Annotated in this window: 13 protein-coding genes; 9 read left to right on the top strand and 4 right to left on the bottom strand. The window is 64.2% G+C overall.

Going from position 1 to position 18,287, the window contains the following annotated elements; genetic code table 11:
* The first annotated feature begins 323 nt into the window (after positions 1 to 323).
* The 3 genes from ACGFZ3_RS16860 (at position 324) to ltaE (ending at position 3,538) form a co-directional block, all read left to right on the top strand.
* Positions 324 to 1,709, top strand: a complete 1,386-nt coding sequence (locus tag ACGFZ3_RS16860) for an NAD-dependent succinate-semialdehyde dehydrogenase (protein ID WP_392923718.1) — start codon at positions 324 to 326, stop codon at positions 1,707 to 1,709.
* A gap of 238 nt (positions 1,710 to 1,947) precedes the next feature.
* The gene (locus ACGFZ3_RS16855) at positions 1,948 to 2,469 is read left to right on the top strand and encodes a hypothetical protein (protein ID WP_392923715.1); all 522 of its coding nucleotides are present in this window, start codon (positions 1,948 to 1,950) and stop codon (positions 2,467 to 2,469) included.
* Positions 2,470 to 2,509: 40 nt separating this feature from the next.
* Positions 2,510 to 3,538, top strand: a complete 1,029-nt coding sequence (gene ltaE, locus ACGFZ3_RS16850) for a low-specificity L-threonine aldolase (protein ID WP_392923712.1) — start codon at positions 2,510 to 2,512, stop codon at positions 3,536 to 3,538.
* Here ltaE and ACGFZ3_RS16845 read toward each other — a convergent pair whose 3' ends face one another.
* Positions 3,539 to 4,210, bottom strand: a complete 672-nt coding sequence (locus tag ACGFZ3_RS16845) for a class I SAM-dependent methyltransferase (RefSeq protein ID WP_392923708.1) — start codon at positions 4,208 to 4,210, stop codon at positions 3,539 to 3,541.
* A 1,523-nt stretch (positions 4,211 to 5,733) separates the two neighbouring features.
* On the opposite strand from ACGFZ3_RS16845, the gene ACGFZ3_RS16840 reads away from it, so the two are divergent.
* The 3 genes from ACGFZ3_RS16840 (at position 5,734) to ACGFZ3_RS16830 (ending at position 8,577) form a co-directional block, all read left to right on the top strand.
* Positions 5,734 to 6,645: a CPBP family intramembrane glutamic endopeptidase gene (locus tag ACGFZ3_RS16840; RefSeq protein ID WP_392923705.1), complete on the top strand. Its 912-nt coding sequence runs from the start codon at positions 5,734 to 5,736 to the stop codon at positions 6,643 to 6,645.
* Positions 6,646 to 6,889: 244 nt separating this feature from the next.
* Positions 6,890 to 7,600, top strand: coding sequence for a hypothetical protein (locus ACGFZ3_RS16835; RefSeq protein WP_392923703.1), 711 nt, complete (start codon positions 6,890 to 6,892; stop codon positions 7,598 to 7,600).
* Between the two features lie 80 nt (positions 7,601 to 7,680).
* A complete protein-coding gene (locus tag ACGFZ3_RS16830) occupies positions 7,681 to 8,577 on the top strand; it encodes a BRCT domain-containing protein (protein ID WP_392923700.1) in 897 nt (298 codons plus the stop codon).
* Positions 8,578 to 8,845: 268 nt separating this feature from the next.
* Here ACGFZ3_RS16830 and ACGFZ3_RS16825 read toward each other — a convergent pair whose 3' ends face one another.
* The gene (locus tag ACGFZ3_RS16825) at positions 8,846 to 9,919 is read right to left on the bottom strand and encodes an alpha/beta hydrolase family protein (protein WP_392924247.1); all 1,074 of its coding nucleotides are present in this window, start codon (positions 9,917 to 9,919) and stop codon (positions 8,846 to 8,848) included.
* A 26-nt stretch (positions 9,920 to 9,945) separates the two neighbouring features.
* On the bottom strand, positions 9,946 to 10,770 hold the full coding sequence (locus ACGFZ3_RS16820) for a helix-turn-helix domain-containing protein (RefSeq protein ID WP_392923697.1): 825 nt from the start codon (positions 10,768 to 10,770) through the stop codon (positions 9,946 to 9,948).
* Between the two features lie 479 nt (positions 10,771 to 11,249).
* On the opposite strand from ACGFZ3_RS16820, the gene ACGFZ3_RS16815 reads away from it, so the two are divergent.
* The gene (locus ACGFZ3_RS16815; protein WP_392923694.1) at positions 11,250 to 11,570 is read left to right on the top strand and encodes a hypothetical protein; all 321 of its coding nucleotides are present in this window, start codon (positions 11,250 to 11,252) and stop codon (positions 11,568 to 11,570) included.
* A gap of 45 nt (positions 11,571 to 11,615) precedes the next feature.
* Here the strand turns inward: ACGFZ3_RS16815 and ACGFZ3_RS16810 are convergent, their stop codons facing one another.
* Positions 11,616 to 16,913: a putative Ig domain-containing protein gene (locus ACGFZ3_RS16810; RefSeq protein WP_392923692.1), complete on the bottom strand. Its 5,298-nt coding sequence runs from the start codon at positions 16,911 to 16,913 to the stop codon at positions 11,616 to 11,618.
* 268 nt (positions 16,914 to 17,181) lie between these two features.
* On the opposite strand from ACGFZ3_RS16810, the gene ACGFZ3_RS16805 reads away from it, so the two are divergent.
* Together ACGFZ3_RS16805 and ACGFZ3_RS16800 are read left to right on the top strand one after the other, a co-directional pair.
* A complete protein-coding gene (locus ACGFZ3_RS16805; RefSeq protein ID WP_392924244.1) occupies positions 17,182 to 17,718 on the top strand; it encodes a phage tail protein in 537 nt (178 codons plus the stop codon).
* A gap of 19 nt (positions 17,719 to 17,737) precedes the next feature.
* Positions 17,738 to 18,268: a phage tail protein gene (locus ACGFZ3_RS16800; RefSeq protein ID WP_392923689.1), complete on the top strand. Its 531-nt coding sequence runs from the start codon at positions 17,738 to 17,740 to the stop codon at positions 18,266 to 18,268.
* Positions 18,269 to 18,287 lie beyond the last annotated feature (19 nt).

The raw sequence follows: 18,287 nt of genomic DNA, 5'->3' as shown, positions 1-18,287 counted from the left end.
TTGAGTGGCTACTCGTGATCACCGGCCCGGTGTCGCGCAGCTGGATTCGATTCTAGAGATGGTCAGGCGCGACCAAGAGCTGGCGGACCGTGCCGTGAAGCAAGCGGCTCTTGCCGAGCAGCAGGCGGCCCATGCCGACGGACGTCGCTAGGCGCATTACCTCGGCAGCATACCTGGCATCGACACAACCAGGCGCCATGCAGCCCACTGCCTGATGCAGTGAATCCCAGGTGATGCGTACCACCCAAGACTTCACTACGTGGAAACCGTGACGGTGCAACTCTCTTCCGTCACTTTCTTCCCCCACGAAGTGCAGGCTCTCCATGACCAACAAGCAGCTCACGACGATCAATCCACTTACCGAAGAAGTGATTGCCACCTATTCGTACATGTCAGACGACGAAGCCGCAGCGGTAGTCCAATCCAGCCACAACGCTTACCTGGAATGGCGCCTGCGCCCCCTGGACGAACGGGCCAAGGTGGTTTCCGCCATCGCCAAAGCGCTTCGCGAACGCAAGGAAGAGTTCGCCCAGCTGATGACCCGCGAGGTCGGCAAACTGATTGAAGACAGCCGCACGGAGGTGGAACTGTGCGCCGCCATCTGTGACTACACCGCCAAGCAGGGGCCTGTGGCGTTGGCGGACGAAGAGCGGGATGTAGAAGGTGCCACCGGCATCGTGACCCATTCGCCAATCGGCGTGGTGTACGGCATCCAACCCTGGAACTTCCCGGCCTACCAGGCGATCCGTTACTCCATCGCCAGCCTGATGGCAGGCAATGGCGTGCTGCTCAAGCACGCGGAAAGCTGCACCGGCAGCGGGCTGCTGCTCCGTGATATCTACGAAAGTGCCGGCCTGCCCAAGGGCCTGTTCGGCGTGCTGTTGATCACCCATGACCAGTCCAACGGCATCGTGGAGAACGACCTGGTACGGGCCGTGACGCTGACCGGCAGCGAAACCGCAGGGCGCACCGTGGCAGCCAAGGCGGGCGCAGCGCTCAAGAAGACGGTACTCGAGCTGGGCTCCAACGACGCCTACCTCGTGCTTGACGATGCCGACCTTGATCTGGCCGTGGAGACCTGCGTCAAAGGACGCCTGTTCAACAATGGGCAGACCTGCGTCAATGCGAAGCGCTTCATCGTGACCGAGAAGAACTACGATGCCTTCGTCAGCGCCTACGCCAGTAAGTTCAAGGCGATCAAGATGGGCAACCCGAACGCCGCCGATACGCAGCTGGGCCCGCTGGTCTCCGAGGCGCAGCGTGACAAGCTGCACGAACAGGTCACAAAGAGTGTCTCGCAAGGCGCCCGCCTGCTGGTAGGCGGTGAGGTACCAGAGCGCACCGGCTGGTTCTATCCGGCCACCGTACTGGCCGACGTCGCGCCGGGGCAGGTGGCGTACGACGATGAGCTGTTCGGCCCTGCGGCCGCCATCATCCGCGCCAAGGACGATGAGGATGCGCTACGCATTGCCAATGACAGCCGCTACGGCCTGGGCGGCGGCATTTTCAGCCGCGATGTGAAGCGCGCCCGCGAGCTGGCCACCAAATACTTCGATACCGGGATGGTCTTCATCAACACCTTCGACGTTGCCTCCCCGGCGCTGCCCTTCGGCGGGGTGAAGGCATCCGGCTACGGCCGCGAGCACGGCCCGGAAGGGTTGAAGGAGTTCGTCAACGTCAAGTCGATCAAGATTCCGGCTGCCGCTTGACAGTTGACCGCGGCGCCAACAACCGGCTCTGCGGCACCGAGCGCCCTCACGTGAAGTGACGCATCCGGCAAGGTGCCAGAAACGCTTACAATCGCGTGCACCGCGCATTGACCGGTGCACGAAGAAGCGTAGTGCCACGCCATGCGTGGCTGCCCCAGGAAGAGAGCATTACAAATTGATCGCAAGCGAATGGTGTAAGTCCCTCGGTCTCATTGGCATGGCACTAGCCTTGGCACCCATGGCGTCAGCGACAGAACCAGCCCGGAACCCCGCCCCCAATCAGGAACAAATCGACCGCGCCGTAGCCCTCGCGACCTGCAAGGCCGACCGCGCAGCGTTCCGCACATTGGCCCATGAGCTACGCGACGTCGCATCCAGCCGCGAGCCCTCGGCAGGCTGGCAACCGGTCGCCCGCGAAGCGGGAGAATACGGCATGGCGCTGGGCAACATTGCCGGTGTCCTGGCGGAAATGCAGCTCACCGAACCCGTGCTCATTTTCGGCCATCCGACCAGGCGTTTGATACTGTCGCGCAGTTCCGTAGTCGCCACCTTCGATGACCCAGCCATCGGCGCAGGCCTCGCCAAGTCCATGGGCATTGAACCGGAGATGAGGCAGGGCGGTCCTGCCGGGATGCGCATTGTTGAGTCAACGCCGGAAGCCGAAGGGGATGGCATCGAGGTGAAGGCATTGATAACCTCGAGGATCGACGCCGATCATGGACCGTCCGCCGTGGCAGGGTGCCTGTACTACACCCAGTAGACGCGAAGCCACCTCGGCACCCCATTCAGCGAGTTCCCCAATGCAGTGGATTGATCTGCGCAGCGACACCGTCACCCAACCCACCCCCGCGATGCGCCAGGCCATGGCCACCGCAGAGGTGGGGGATGACGTCTACCAGGACGACCCCACCGTCATCCAGCTTGAGCGTCTGGCCGCCGACATGCTGGGCAAGGACGACGCGCTGTTCGTTCCCACGGGGGTATTCGGCAACCAGCTCGCAGTATTCACCCATTGCCGCCGGGGCGACGAAGTCATCGCCGGCGACGACTCGCACCTGGTCTGGCACGAAAACGGTGCGGCGGCGGTCATCAGTGGCGTCCAGCTGCGTACCATCGCCAGCAACCGGGGCCAGTTGGACCCCCGCGAGATCGCAGCCCGCATCCGGGTGGGGGAGGACATCCACATTCCCCGCACCGGACTGATCTGCCTGGAAAACGCGCACGGCAACGGCCGCGTGATTCCGCTGGCAACGATGGAGGCCACCGCCGCCATCGCCCGGGAACAAGGCGTTCCCATCCATCTGGACGGCGCACGCGTGTTCAATGCCGCCACCTACCTGGGCTGCGACGTGAAAGCGATCACCCAGCATGTGGACACGGTAATGTGCTGCCTTTCCAAGGGCCTGGCCGCACCGGTCGGTTCGATCCTGGCCGGGCCCGCGGCCTTCATCAAGCGCGCCCGTTACAACCGCAAGCTGCTGGGAGGAGGGTGGCGCCAGGCCGGGGTGATTGCCGCGCCGGCCATTCTTGCGCTCACCGAAATGACGCAAAGGCTGGATGTGGACCACGACAATGCAACGTACCTCGCCCAGCAGTTGGCCCAAGTGCCAGGCATTGACGTGGACATGGAAGACGTCCACATCAACATGGTGTGGTTCGCGCTACCCGAAGGCGTAGACATGCCGGGGCTGATGCAAGCCCTGGAAACCGCCGGCATACGGGCCAACGGTGCGTACGACGGCAAGATGCGCCTGGTGACCCATTGGCAGATCGACCGGGAAGCCATTGACCGGACCGTATCAGTGATCCGGAGCGTGGTGGCTGGGTGATCAGTCAGGCCGGCGCGCGACCCAGCCCCGGAAGCTGAAGGCGGCGTAGAACAGCTCCACGTCCGTGAAGCCGGCCGCCTCCAGCAACGCCACCTCGTCCTCTGCGGAGATGGCCGGCAGCTTATCGGCCATGACCGCAATCGACGCTTCGTCCCGCTCGTCCAGCACACCGTTGATCGACGCGAATGCAGCTGAGCGGCGAAGCCAGCGCATACGGGCTTTCGGCGCATAGCTGTGGTGGGCGACCACCAGCAGACCACCAGGCCGGAGGCGCTGGAACAACCCTCGCAGGGTCTTCAGCCGCGCATCCGGGTCAAGGAAGTGCAGCGTCAGCAGGCAGGTAGCGCCGTCGAACTCACGCGGCGGCGCATCCTCGATGAGGCCCTCCACCAGCACAGCACGCGAGGCGTTCGCGCCCAAGGTCTCCCGTGCAAGCTCCAGCATTGGAAGTGAAGGGTCCACACCAACGAATCGCCAGCCAGGCTGCGCCTGGGCAAAGGCGTTGAGCTCCAGCCCGCCCCCAGCACCCAGCACCAGCACCTCGCCCGTTGGCGGAACGGAGTCGGCCAGCAGGATGTGGGTCATGCGATGGAGTGCCGCCATGCCAGGCACCTTGGCCTGTGCCGTTTGCTGATAGCTGCTGACCGAGGAGGGGTCCTTGAACGTCGACATGGATACTCGGCCTGCGCGTGCCCACTGATATGTAACCTACATTGTTACATACTAAGGTACAGTGGGGATGAGTCAAATAACATCCTGGTCCGCCAAATCGCTACTCATGCGCAGCGGCCTTGTCGGCATCGATCTCTCGCACAGCCTACCCACCGGTTCGCCCCAGTTCCGTACTATCGCCCCGAAGGTCGTAAGGTCGGTTACTAAACGCCGCCGATCGCCTGGGTCACCCGAGAACGCATGACCCAGATCGAAGACGCGCCTTAACGCCCGAACCCAACAGCCCCTGGATGTACGGAGAACCCTGATTCTCCACGCCCAAACGGTCGCCAGAAAAATGACCGCTATTGGCCCAAAACAGACTTGGAGAGCCCAATTGCAGGGTGCTATTGTTTACCTCCAACAAGAGTGTTTCGCGGAGCTTAACCGGCGTGGGCATGTTTCATTACAGGGCGGTCCTCCGAGAGCAGTCACCCGCCGGGGTGTTCATATACTCTTTCTACCCCGATTTTTTGATGGCTAGCAACGTATCAGGAACGTTTACCCTTACCCAGGACGCTTGGCAGCCAAGCATCATCCATGCCGCCGGCGCGGAGGAGATAGGCCTCGTCTCGACAGACCTGCGTTGCGTGCTTGCACTGACGTCAAAGATAAAGGCCGAGTTCAGTCCAACCGGTAGGATGCCGCACGAGATTCTGCGCATCTCATAATAATGCTCCTCTGGGGCAAAACAGGACGTGTGAATCGGACGAATGCATCAAATTCTTAATGCCCGTCAACGGGAACCCTGGCAGGCGCTCGCTTGCTGTCAGTTGTTGGCTTCGTCGATCAGGCAGCCATCCGTATAGTTGCGGTGCCGAGGCTACTTCAGTGATGCGCAGCCACCTGAGAGGTCAGAAATGAGTTTCCGCGTGCTAAAGGTGGAGTTGGAGAATTTTCGCGGGAAACGGCCTTCCGTCCAGATCCTCACTCTCTCCTGCTCATACGCGGAGCTCCTTCAGCGATGCCCGCCTAAGCGTGGCGCGGCTGTTGCGGTGCGTGTATCTCAACCTGGGTGCTTCAAGTTTGCCGCCAGTATTGCGATGGTTCACCCGATTTCAGCACCCGCGATGCTCACAGTCCCCTTGGCGGGCGGACGGGTCGAAGTGGGCGCGCACTTGGATTTTCTCCCAATTCGTTCCTGAGGTTTAGATGTCTGCTCCTGGCCGAAAGTGGACGTTTGGGGAGGATAGAGGCGCCGACCGCTGGTAATATCCGCTTTCAACGGCGGTTTCGACTGGTCAATGCAACAGCTTGTTGATATCGCTGTCCGCAACACTCCTGCTGCTTGAGCAACTGTCCGTGTTTCATCGAACGTATGAAACCGCCACCCAAAGCGGACACCACGTGCGACGACTCAGCGCCATTTCGTCGCCGATCCGGGTGATCCATCGGCGGCTTCTGTGGCTTGGTCGCAAACGGGTTGCCACGCCCCCACGCGGATGGCAACTTGCAGCGGCGATCACGTCGAGCTGGAGCCCCGCATGACCCCCTTAGCCCTGTATTCGCCCGATCCGCCCCGCGGCTGGCTGCCCTGGGCCTGGGTGACGCCGATCCTGATGATCCTGTTCAACGCGGTACCGGTGATCGCGCTGGACGGGTGGATGCAGTCGCAGCATTGGTCGACGCCGCGTGGCGATCCGATCGGCCTCGCTGGCTTGCATGCGGTGCTGTGGATCGGCTTCGCGCCGACGCTGGCGGCCGTGCTCGCCTGGGTACGCTTCGTCGAAGGGCGCTCGCTGGCGAGTATCGGGCTGACCGGTCCGGCGCCGCTGAAAACCTTCCTGCGCGGACTGGCCGTTGGATTCGGCACCGTCGCGCTGGTCGTAGTTGCGATCTGGATGGCTGGCGGCATGCAGGCGGCGGGCTTGGGGCCGGCCTGGCGGTCGCCCGTCAGTCTGCTGCACATCGGACTGCTGCTATTGAGTTTCACGTTCCAGGCGAGCGTGGAGGAAGTCATCTTCCGCGGCTGGATGCTGTCGGTGGTGGCACGCAAGACCAATGTCGCGGTGGCAGTGCTGCTGGTGTCGCTCGTTTTCTGCTTCCTGCACTTCAGTCCGCACCAGCCGCCCCGGGTCATGCTCGGCACGTTCCTGTTCTCGCTGTTCGCCTGCGCCTGGGCGCTGCGGACCGGCAATATCTGGGGCGTGATGGGCTGGCACGCGGGGTGGAACTGGTTGCTCGCGACCGGCTTCGAACTGCCCGTCACCGGCATTGATGCGCACTTGCCGGCGCTGCTGGTGGCGCTGCGCCCGCAAGGCCTCGACAGCCTGACCGGTGGCGCGGAGGGGCCGGAAGGTAGTTACCTGTGCAGCGTCTTCTTCGTCGCCGCGATCGCGTGGATCCAGTGGCGAAAGATGCGCGGAGCCCAGAACTTCTCGCAGACCGGCAGGTAGCGCCACTGCCGGGCGGCATCGCCCTGTCCGGGCCCTTGCCGATCGGGTGCTGGTTCGCGCCCTACCGGCGACGAACAAGCAATGGAGCGTCTGCTAGCGATGGGTGGGCCGATCGACGCTCCGCTACGGGGCTTCTCGGCATCGACCGACCCGCGGCCGGTCCACCACCCGATTTTCAATTCCGGCGCTTGGCTGAACCATGCCCGCCTAGCTATATTCAAACCTCAGGAAGAGGAAGCAGTCCATGGAACGTACGACGAAGGAACTGTCGATGGCAGACATAGCCGGCTGGGGATCGGCGCTGGTAACGTTCGGACTGATCCAAGGAGCCCTCTATCTAAAGGCCTACTGGGGCCATTTTGGCCTGGACCCATTCCAATATGTCGCCGTGAGCGAGATCGCGCTGGCTGGCCTGGCGGGCATCGGCTTGGCGCTCGGCATGATGTTTGTGGCCATTTTGCTAGGCGATTGGCTCGGGAACAAGCTCACCAGCATAGGTCCAGACCGTAGGTTACTAGGCTTCCTTGCGCCGGCAGGCCTGTTTCTAGGATTGGGAGCCATCATCTGGTGGGCAAACGCGTGGGCGGTACTGCTCGGCGCCCTGTTAACGGTCGTCTGCCTAGCGGCAGTCTCAATCGCTCCAACGGTTCCCGCTGCGATCAAAAAGTCGCCCTGGCTGACCTACGCTGTAGTCATGCTTGTGTATGTCTCCATAGCATCAAATTGGCTTGGCGCTGAGCGAGCAAAGAAGATCACGCGAGGTGAAGAAACGCGTGTCGCGAACATCAGAATCGAGTCCGGGAGCCTGAGTGGGCTGAGCCTGATTGGCCGCTTGGGCGACTCCTATGCGTTTTGGGATAAGGCGCGAAAAGCGACACTGCTTCTACCTGCAAGCGAACTCAGGAGCTTGGAGATAGGGCGCGGTCCCCTGGCAGAGACCCGAGGTACCGACTAAGCGGCTCATGGCTGATGTAACTTGGTCCTGCAGCCCGACCAGACTCGCCGTGAGACGGCATTGAACAGAGAGGTCAATCAGTGCAACCCAATCCTCGCGACTATTTCAAGTTCACCTCGAAAGCCCGACTGGACAAAGCTATCAATGCGCTGATTGGCATCGTCGAAGGCATCTCGATCGACGGCCACATCAACTCCCTCGAGCACGACTACCTCAACCTATGGCTGGCCGAACACGACGAGCTGCGTGATCAGCACCCTTTCAACGAGCTCGTACCGGTTGTCACTGCGGCCGTAGCCGATGGCATTCTCACCGAGGAAGAACACGCTGACATACTCTGGCTTTGTGAGCGCCTTCGCTCGACTGAGTACTATGACTCCGTGACTGCCGACCTGCAGCGATTGCACGCCATCATGGGCGGCATTGTTGCCGACACACACATCTCCGTGGAAGAGCTGCGAGCACTTTCAGATTGGATGGCCGACCACGAACACCTCAAGACTTGCTGGCCGTTCGACGAGGTCGGCAGTCTCATCACCGGCGTATTGGCCGACAAGCAGATTGATGAGAATGAGCACGCGATGCTCCACGCTTTCTTTGCGGAGTTCACCGCGTTTCTCGACGACCGCACAATCACCCGTGCGCCGGTACTCCAAGGACAACTGGTCGTAGGCCTATGCGCGGTTGATCCAGAGATAAGCTTCCTGGACAAGGGCTTCTGCTTTACAGGCGCGTCGTCACGATTCACCCGCGCCGAGTTTGAACGCCTTGTCCAGAAGCTGGGCGGCTCAGCGCACTCTTCGCCATCGAAGAAGGTTCACTACCTGGTGATCGGCGCGGAAGGCAATCCTTGTTGGGCATTTGCGTGCTACGGACGCAAAGTGGAAAAGGCTATTGAGCTGCGCAAGGCCGGATCACGGATCGTCATCGTGCACGAGCTCGACTTCCACGATGCCTTGGCAGACCAAGGCAGCTGACGTCCGCTATCTACTCCCGGCGAGGCGAGGGGGCCCGTACGCGAGGAGAGAGGGCTCCAGAAATGTGCCGTCCGGCGCCGAACTCTTAATTCACTGGCGGCTCCAGGTCACTGCGGAATGAGATCTCACCGTCCCACGCGATGCAAACGTACGGTCGGTGGCCAGACGACTGGCCTGAACCCACCAACACCTGGTAACGCATGACCTCGAACGAAGCCCAAGCCCAACCAGGAAGTGTCACGTAACAGTGCCTATGGAATTTCCGCGCCTACCGAAGCACGGAATCAAACAGCATCCTGGCCTGCTCAATCGCCACCCGATGCGTAGCCGCCTTATCAGCCTCCACCGCGCACAGCGCTCCCACCCGCTCACGCCCCAGCGCAGTGCACTCAGCCAGGTAGTCGTAGTGGCCCACCAACGGCAACACCTGCAGCCGCGCCTTGCCATTCGCTTCAGCAATGACCTTGCTGTTGGTGGCAGACGAGGCGACCTTATCGACCTCACCCACAACCACCGACACCGGCACCTCCAAGCGCCCAAGCTCACCCGGCTCAAACGCCTGCACAATCGCCGGCGCCATCAGGAACACACCGCGCACATCGGGAATACGACGATCCTCCCCAGCGCCGGCTACCCAAGGCGCCAACCCCGGCGTTGCAGCCGCCGCCATCCGCCGCTCAAGGGTCAGCTCGGGATTCTCGGCCTGCGGCAGGCAGACCCCATCCTTCGGGGATGACTGGCAGAAAGCGATCAACCGGGACATGTCCGGACGCGCACCGGCAGCCACCAGCGCCGTGAACCCCCCAGCCGAATAGCCAACCAAACCCACCCGGTCCGCATCCACATGCGCAGACAGCACCGGGTCGGCCTGCACCGCCGCCAGCGCGGCGGCGAGGTCGTCGGCCCGGTTCCACGGAAGAATGCTGCCCGCGTCCGTCATCGGGTCCACGCCGTTGTTGCCGGGATGGTCCACCGCCACCACCACATACCCCGCGCGCGCCAAGGCGGTACCGAACCAGCCCATCATGCGCGCACTGCCGCCGTTGCCATGCGACACCAGCAGCAGTGGCCAGCGGCCGGCTGCAACCGGCGCATCCACGGCAGACGAACCCTCCTGGAAGAGTGGCGCGCCCGGCGGCCCTATCGCGAGCGGCTGCTCCTGCGCACCGGGCTGCGCCGGGTACCACACCGTGTAGCGCACGCGGTCGCTGTGCCCGGCATCACGCACCGCTGCGCTGGCCGTATGCGCCACCCCATGGCTTTCGCCAACAGCGGGAGCGGGCTGAGCCGCCCATGACGGCGGCACGAACAGACAGGACAGCAGAACGAGGGCGTGTGGCATTACTCGCACGGATGAATCTCCTTGGGTCAACTCAGGTTGGACAGCGGCAGCCAGATCTCCACGCCACCGTGTCCGGTGCGGTCGTCGAAGCGGGCGTCATAGCGTTCAAAGTCGGGTGCGTCGGCGAGGGTCAGGCCGGAGCGGGGCAGGTGGTCGTTCAACAGCCAGAACCAGGTGGAGCGGATCGTGGAGATGTGGCCCGCATGCCACGCCACCAGATAATCCCCGGCCGGGATGGAAACGGCATGCCAGGCCAAGGGCACGGCGGCGGTCGCCCCGATCTCCATGCCGGCGATGTAGTCGAACGCCCCCTCGCCATCGCGGTTGCAGCAGACCCCGAAGGCGATGTCCTTGCCCAGCTCCCGGGTCAGCGCCAACTGCTGCCACTGCGAGGGAATGGACGCCACCGTGGCAGCGGTGTGGCGGGCGCGGATGCCGGCCACACGCAGTGGGCCCTGCTGGCGGTGCACCGGCTCCACCTCGCAGGGCAGGGGTGGGGCGTCGAGCTTGACCGCCTCCACCAGCGCCAGCCCCTGCAGACCTTCGCGCCGCACCTGTTCCGGTGCCTGCTTGAACTGCTCGGTAAAGGCATGGGTAAAGGCCGCATGCGAGGCATAACCGGCGGCCAGGGCGACATCCAGAATGGGCATGCCGCCAGTGGCCAGGGTGCGGGCGGCCTCGGTCAGGCGACGCGCACGCAGGTAGCGCGCCATTGAGGTTCCGGTACTGACCTGGAACAGGCGTGAGAGGTGGAACGGCGAGAGCTGAACCGCCTCGGCGATCTGGGCCAGCGGCGGATTCTCGGCGAAGTGGCTTTCGATATACCACAGGGCCTTGCGTGCCGCTCCCATGACGCCTGCTCCGTGCCAGTGACTGGGTGGGAGCGTACCGCAGGGCGGGGGAGTGCGTTTGCGGGATCTTGCTGTTGGTGCGCGGTGTGGGTTGGGAGCGACAGGGTTGCGGGTTGCTCGGCGAGTATTTTCGCTAGCGCAAGCAGCTCCGGAAGTGCGACCGGGTGCCTTGGTAAATGCGTGACGACACGCGGATTTTCACGAAATGATTTGCTCGCCACATGCTGTTTAGCTGTTCCATTGATGCCGTGAACCGCGATCGGACGACGTCGAGTTCCAGTACCCTCACGTCTGTCGCATGGTGTGTCTTGGGTGTCAGAACCCGAAACAAGCATCGCAAGTTGGACTTCCTGTGTCGGGAGGGTGGCGGAATACAACACCCTCGTGGAAACACGTCGCACCGTTTTGTTTGTTTCACGGTTCTGAACCTCCCGACTCCCTCGCCATTCCGGCGAGGGAGAACACAGAGGAGAACCATCATGCACGACGACTGGACGAGCTTGACCCCCGAGCAACGCGCCCTTCTCAGGGGCTTCTGGCGCGCGCCGAAGAGCGTAATGATCAACGCACTTCATCACGAAGGGCTCGAAACCTATCCCGGCTGTCCAACGATTCCGTGCCTGAAGGCGAGGGGGCTGTGGATGCGTGAGCTGGGCATTAAGCCCGGGACGCGCATGTACCTGGGCATCGGACGCGAGCTGTTCGTCCTGGCAGCAGACCCGTCGCCGGAGGCGCTGTCCAAGGCCATGGTCCGCTTCGAGAAGACCGGGGGCAGCTGGAGGCTGGGGCCGATTGGCTAAGGCAGGCGTAGCGCCGGGCAGAGCCCGGCGCTACCAACAGGCCTCTTACAACTGCTTGTCCAAGCTGATCTGCACACCGTGGTCGCGATCCTCGCCGCTGCCCACCAGGCCCCGGTAGTCCACCCGCAGGCCCCAGTTGCGCCTGAAGTCGAACATCAACCCGGCACCGAGCATCCAGCGGTTGCGGTCGAAGCCATCCAGCGATGTGCGGTAGAACGGCACACCGACCAGATCGGCGTACTGCATGGTTGCCACGCCGCTGCCCTTGAAGTCGTGCTGGTATTCCACCCGCAGCTGCGGCGTCCACGCACCCCACACGGCCGTGTTGCGGAATTCGACGCGGAGGCCTGCATTGCCGGTGCTGGTATCCACATCCTGGTCGCCGTAGCGCAGCGCGTACAGTTCGCTGCCGCGTTCCGCATAAGGGTCGAGGGTGCCTTGCGATGCATCCAGCCGTGCGTAGGGCGTCACCAGCCAGTTGCCGCGCGCCAGGTCTGCACCGAGCGAAAGCGAACCGAACCACTGGCTGCCATCGCGCAGCGCATGCACCAGGCTGCCATCGCTGGTCACGTAGCGGCGCAGCTCGTAGTCCAGCAGCTGGTGGCCCACCAGCGCGTCCACGAACAGATGGTCGCCCGGGGAGTAGCTGGCATACAGCGCCAGGGTGTAGGCCTGGCCATCGCTGCGACTCCCGCTTTCGCCCACGTCGGTGCGGTCCCGGGCGTATCCCAATGCCACGCCCAGCGCGAGGTCGCGCCCGACCTGCAGGTCGCTGCCCAGCGTCACGCCATCTGTGTTGAAGTCTCGACCTGCGCTGCCGCCCCCATTGCTGCGCCCGCTACGCACGTTGCCGCCCACCCAAAGCCCGAGCGGGGCCTGGGACTCGTTTGCGGTAGCCGCCGGTGCATCCAGGCTGGGCTCGCGGTCGAACGGCTGGCGCCGCTGTGCGTCGCAACGGGTGCCGGGCAGGGTGCCGACTGCTGGGTCGCAACGCTGCTCACCATAGGCCAGGCTCACGTTGTTGCTGAAGCCGTTGTTGCGGCTGGCGCCGTGCAGGCGCTGCATGCGTTGCTGGATGTTCTCGATCTGGGAAGTGGCAAAGCGGCGGGCAGTGTCGGCCTGCGCCGACAACAGCCCACGCACCTCCGGGTCACGGGTCGGATCGGGGCGCTGGGCGATCTGCACGGTGTAATTCCGCGTGCCGGTGAAGCCCAGCGCATCGGTGGCGGTGATGGTGAAGGCAAACGCACCGGAAACGGTCGGCGCGCCGGAAAGCGCACCGGAACCGGCAAGCGCCAGACCGCCCGGAAGCGCACCGCCGGTAACCGCGTAGCTGTAGGGTGCCGTGCCGCCGGTGGTGGACAGCTGCTGCTGGTAGCCGTTGGCGAACAGACCCGCCGGCAGCGTTTCAGGGGTCAGCGTGAGCACCGGAGCGGCCACGCTCACCGTGTAGGCCTGGGTGACCGTGCTTGCGGTGCCCGTGGTGCTGTCCGTAGCGGTGACGTTGAAGCTGTACGTGCCGGCCGCGGTCGGCGTGCCTGACAGCCGGCCACTCGCCGCATCCAGTGCCAGACCCGCAGGCAATACCCCGGCGCTGGTGGCGAACGAATACGGTGCAACGCCATTCCCGGCGCTGAAGGCAACCTGATAAGCGCTGCCTGCCGTGGTGGCGGGCAGGGCACCTGCGGCCGGAGTCAACCTCAATGCAGGGCGGGCAACCTCCAGCGTGTAGTTCTGCACCACGCTGCCTGGCGTTCCACTCGTACTGTCGGTCACGGTGATCGTGAGCGCGAAGCTGCCGGCTTGGGTCGGCGTGCCGGACAGCACGCCGCTGGCGCCATCAAAGACCACGCCACTTGGCAGCGCGCCACTCACGGCGTAGCTGTAGGGAGCCACACCGCCGGCCGTGGTGACCACCTGCTGGTAGGACGTGCCTGCGGTGGCAGGTGCGAGGGTTGCCGGGGTCACCACCAGCGTGGGGCTGGCCACGGCAAGTGTGAATGCCTGGGTGGTGGTGAAGGGTCCGGCGCCGCTGCTGCTGTCGGTGGCCGACACCTGCAGGGTGAAGCTGCCGGCCTGGGTCGGCGCACCGGAGATGGTGACACTGTCAGCCGTGCTGGTGGCGATCGAAACACCGGCCGGCAGGTTGGTCACCTGGTAGCCGGTGTAAGGCGCAGTGCCCCCGGCCCAGCTGAAGGTCTGGCTGTACGCCGATCCTGCCACCGCCGAAAGAGTGCCGGCGGTGCTGACGGTGATGGTCGGATTGCCCACGGTGATACTCACCGTCGCCGGTGCGGAGGCGCCGCTGCCGTTTCTGGCGAGGTAGGTGAAACTGTCATTACCCGCAAAGCCCGCAGCCGGCTGGTAGCTGATCGCCGTCGGACCGCTCACGGTCGCGGTGCCGTGCAACGGTGCACCGGCCACTTCGACGGAGGTGGCCGCGCCGCCGGAGAGCGCCAACGTCACCGGGGCAGCAGGCGCACCGTAACCGAACGAGGCACTGACGTCGCCGGCCACGGGCAGGCCGTCGGCCACGGTGATCGACCGGCTCGAACTGACGCTGTAAGGGCCGGAACCCCCCGAGCTGTCAGTCGCAGTGACAGTGAACGTGAACGTTCCCAACGCGGTCGGGGTGCCGGCGATGGCGCCGGTGATGTCCATGGTCAACCCCGGGGGCAGGGCACCGGCGGTGATCGAATAGATGTACGGCGCGGTGCCACCACTGGCGGGGTCAACCGGAGCGGTGTACGCCTGCGACCGCGTTGCATTCGGCAACGGCCCGCCGGGCAGCTGCAGCGCAGGCGCTCCCAGCGTCAGCGTATAGGACTGCGCGCCGATGTAAGGGCCAGGTGCCGTACTGGTATCGGTGGCGGTGACGGTGAAGACATACGAGCCGCCAGCCGTGGGCGTGCCGCTGAATGTGCCCGCCGGACTGACGACAAGGCCCGGCGGCAGCCCGCCCGCAGTCAACGCAAAGGTGTAGCTGCCGCTGCCACCGCTGGCGGTGATCGTCTGGCTGTACGCCACGCCCACGGCTGGGTTCGGCAGCGTCGTCGGCGAGACTGTCACCGGCTGGTCATCATTGAGGATGGTAACGGTGCCGGACGTACCGGCAATAACGGCGTTGCTGGCCCCGGACAGGTTGACGGTAAAGGTTTCGTCGGCCTCAGGCGTGGTGTCTCCATTGACCTGGACCACGATGTCACGGGAGGTGACGCCCGGCGCAAAGACGAGGGTGCCGCTGGTGCTCACATAATCCGTCGGCGATACCGCGGTGTTGTTCGAGGTCGCGTAGTTGACCGTGACGGGCTGCCCGCTGGCCGCTGACAGTGCCACTGTGAGTGTGGCGGCTGACGTACCTGCATTACCCTCGCTCAACGAGACGTCGTTGATCGACAACGCCGGAACCGGGTCATCATTGACGATGGTGCCAACAGCCTGGGCGTCGGTGACGGTCGCACCGCTGACGTTGCTGACATTGACGAACAGGTTTTCATTGGGTTCGTTCAACGTATCGCCAAGCACCAACACGGTGAAATTCGCGATGCTGCTGCCTGCAGGAATGACCTGCCCGCTCAACGCGGCCGCAACATAGTCACTGCCGGCCGTTGCGGTGCCATCGGCGGTAGCGATGTCGAAGCTGACCCCGCCCGGGCCCGCCGGCGCGCTGAGTGACACCGTGAAGGCCATGATTGTGGTGCCGCCGTCACCCTCGTTGAGGCTGACGTCGTTGATGGACAACGCCGGCAGATCGTCGTCGATGATCGTGCCCGTCGCCACGGTCGGCGCACCCAGGGTGTAACCGGCACCAGACCCCAGGGCGATCGTTACCGTCTCATTGCCTTCGATGTTGGCGTCGGCGATCGGCATGACCATGATGGAGCCGCTGGTAGCACCCGCAGCGATGACCAGCGGGGAACTCACTGCCGCGTAATCGCTGCCACTGGTGGCGCTGCCGCCCACGCTGAACGCAATCGAGAGGGGTGCCAATGGCGCCTGGTCCAGCGAAACGGTGTACACCAGCGCAGTGCCGCTGTCTTCGTTCACCGATGCAGGGGACACCGAGATCGATGCGACTGGCACGTCATCATTGAGAATCGTGCCGGTGGCGCTGGACGGGGTGCCCACCGTGTAGCCGCTGCCAGTGCCCACCGTGAGAATGACGGTCTCGTTGGCCTCAACCACGCCGTCGGCGACCGGGTCGATGGTCAGCGTGGCGGTGGTGGCACCGGCAGGAATGGTCAGTGTCGTGGTCGCGCCGGTGTAATCGGTGCCGGGGGTTGCCGTGCCGCCGGTGGTCAGGTTGACGACGGTGGCCGAGGAAAGATTCAGACTACGAGTGACCGTGTAGACCAGATTTGTGGCGCCATCTTCCGACACGCTCGCTGGCGCCACAGCAATGGACACAGTTGGCGCCGGACTGACCGTCAGGGTGAAATTCTCCACCTCGAAATAGCTACCCGCACCGGTGCTGCTGTCGGTAACCCGGATGCTCACCGCGTAGTTGCCTGGGGCGCTTCCCGTGGTGCCGCTGATCACCCCGGTGCTGCCAAGCACGAGGCCGGCAGGCAGGGCGCCCGTTTCAAGCTGGTAGGTGAAAGGCGCAACGCCGCCAGTGGTGGCAAGCGTCTGGGTGAAGGGCACGCCCTGGATCGCGGTTGCAGAGCCCGGCGCCAGGGAAAGGCTGGGATTCTGTACGGTGCCGCCGTAGCTCTTGTCGACCGTCGCAGCGGTGCTGTCGGTGGCACGCACGCTGAAGGAGTACGCGCCGCGCTGCGTCGGCGTGCCGCTCAATGTGGCGCCGGAAAGCGAGACGCCCGGGGGCAGGCTGCCGCCGACAAGCGCGTAGGTGTAGGGCCCGCTGCCACCGCTGGCGCTCAGGGTCTGCGAGAACGCAGTACCGGCACTCAGCGTCGGCAGCGTCGCCGGCGCGACCACAATGGCGGAGTTGGCCGGGGTGACGGTGATGTTGACCCGCACCGCGCCGCCGTTACCTTGGGCCTCCCCATCGGTGAATTCGAATGCGTCGGAGGTGGTGGCGCTGCCGTCGTGACTGTAGTCGAGCAACCAGCGGTTGCCATCGACGCGGAGGTTCGCCGTGCCGTTCTGGGGAAAGGCAGGGCCATCCGCTGGGCCGTAGAAGAAGTTTGCCGCGCCCTGTGCGCAGTCCGTGACATCTATCGTGACGGCGCCACCGTTGGCCACGGTGGCAAACTTTTCCGCACACACCGGTGAGGTGTGCGCTGCCCATGCGGCACCTGGCCAGCACAGCGCGGCGCACAACAGAAACATCGAGACTGCAAACACGCGCGCGAAGCGCGCGCGGTCATTGAGGTACGCCATGACCTTTCCCCCTTGGAAAGATTTCACCTGATGCAGAACAACATCGAGGTGCGCGTCCTTTGCTGGCTGCCCCGTGAGCGTTTCGCTCCCGTCGTTCCTTGACGTTGCCAGCGGCAGGCATTCCACGCCTCCCCCCTGGAGGCAATTGGAACAGAGTCTGCGCAGCGAAGGAAGGGGCCGTCAGATGGGGCTTGTGAACAGCCTGAATGGCGTTCAGAGTAAGCGCGCGTCACTCCGGCGCCGCCGCTCAGCATCCAAGGGGGATCAGATGAGCGAATTCTACGTCGGTCAGATCATGATGACCGGTTTCGGCTTCGCGCCCAAAAACTGGGCGCAATGCAACGGGCAGATCATGCCCATCCAGCAGAACCAGGCACTGTTTTCACTATTGGGCACCCGCTACGGCGGCAATGGCAGCCAAACCTTCGGACTGCCGGATCTGCGCGGCCGCACCCCGGTGGGCTCTGGGTCGTCCGCGGATGCAAATTGGCAGCCACCCCCGATGCAGGCAGGGCAGATGGCCGGTAACGAAACGGTGACAGTGCTCAGCAACCAGCTGCCGCCGCATGGGCACCAGGTGAGCGGCGTGGCCGCCGCGGGCGACAACCGCAACCCGAGCAGCCGCACCTTTGCCGGCGCCAACGGCGGGGTCAAGCTGTACGCAACGCAGGGCGGGGCGGAAGTTGCCCAGGCACCGGGTTCGGTGGCACCCGAAGGTGGGAATATGCCGCACCCCAACATGCAGCCGTATACCGCATTGAACTTCTGCGTTGCCCTCAACGGCATCTACCCCTCCCGCAGCTGAGCCCCAGGAGTACAACCACATGAGTGAACCTTACATCGGCGAGATTCGCATGTTCGGGTTTACGCGGGTTCCCACGGGATGGGTCGCCTGCGATGGCTCGCTGCTCTCCATTGCAGATTACGAGGTCCTGTATACCCTGCTCGGCACCACCTATGGCGGCGATGGGCAGAACACCTTCGGCATACCGGACCTGCGCGGTGCCGTGCCGCTTCATCAGGGCCAGGGCCCTGGCCTGACGATGCGCCCGCTTGGGCAGCGCGGCGGCAGCGAGACGGTGACGCTGACCGCAGCTCAGATGCCCAGCCACACCCACGTGCTGGTTGCCACCAGCGTCTCCGCATCCCTGGATACCCCGGGCGCCACGTCATTACCAGGCGCGGTCAGCGGTGAGACGTTCTACGTCAGCGACGTGGCTACCGCGACCGCGGTATCGATGGAACCCACCGCCGTGTCCGTTGCCGGCGGCAGCCAGCCGCACGAAAACTGCATGCCCACGCTGACCGTGCAGTACTGCATCGCGTGGTCCGGCATCTACCCCTCGCAGTCCTGACCGACGCGCCCGCACAGAG

The sequence above is a fragment of the Stenotrophomonas sp. NPDC047960 genome (genome assembly GCF_043204395.1).
GTDB lineage: Bacteria > Pseudomonadota > Gammaproteobacteria > Xanthomonadales > Xanthomonadaceae > Stenotrophomonas.
This window is presented reverse-complemented; position numbering and strand designations above follow the sequence as displayed.

Excerpts from the sequence above, each read along its gene's own strand:
- ACGFZ3_RS16810 (WP_392923692.1), bottom strand. The coding sequence starts at position 16,913 with ATGGCGTACCTCAATGACCGCGCGCGCTTCGCGCGCGTGTTTGCAGTC.
- ACGFZ3_RS16800 (WP_392923689.1), top strand. The coding sequence starts at position 17,738 with ATGAGTGAACCTTACATCGGCGAGATTCGCATGTTCGGGTTTACGCGG.
- ACGFZ3_RS16820 (WP_392923697.1), bottom strand. The coding sequence starts at position 10,770 with ATGGGAGCGGCACGCAAGGCCCTGTGGTATATCGAAAGCCACTTCGCC.
- ACGFZ3_RS16840 (WP_392923705.1), top strand. The coding sequence starts at position 5,734 with ATGACCCCCTTAGCCCTGTATTCGCCCGATCCGCCCCGCGGCTGGCTG.
- ACGFZ3_RS16845 (WP_392923708.1), bottom strand. The coding sequence starts at position 4,210 with ATGTCGACGTTCAAGGACCCCTCCTCGGTCAGCAGCTATCAGCAAACG.
- ACGFZ3_RS16835 (WP_392923703.1), top strand. The coding sequence starts at position 6,890 with ATGGAACGTACGACGAAGGAACTGTCGATGGCAGACATAGCCGGCTGG.
- ACGFZ3_RS16815 (WP_392923694.1), top strand. The coding sequence starts at position 11,250 with ATGCACGACGACTGGACGAGCTTGACCCCCGAGCAACGCGCCCTTCTC.
- ACGFZ3_RS16855 (WP_392923715.1), top strand. The coding sequence starts at position 1,948 with ATGGCGTCAGCGACAGAACCAGCCCGGAACCCCGCCCCCAATCAGGAA.
- ACGFZ3_RS16825 (WP_392924247.1), bottom strand. The coding sequence starts at position 9,919 with ATGCCACACGCCCTCGTTCTGCTGTCCTGTCTGTTCGTGCCGCCGTCA.
- ACGFZ3_RS16860 (WP_392923718.1), top strand. The coding sequence starts at position 324 with ATGACCAACAAGCAGCTCACGACGATCAATCCACTTACCGAAGAAGTG.
- ACGFZ3_RS16805 (WP_392924244.1), top strand. The coding sequence starts at position 17,182 with ATGAGCGAATTCTACGTCGGTCAGATCATGATGACCGGTTTCGGCTTC.
- ltaE (WP_392923712.1), top strand. The coding sequence starts at position 2,510 with ATGCAGTGGATTGATCTGCGCAGCGACACCGTCACCCAACCCACCCCC.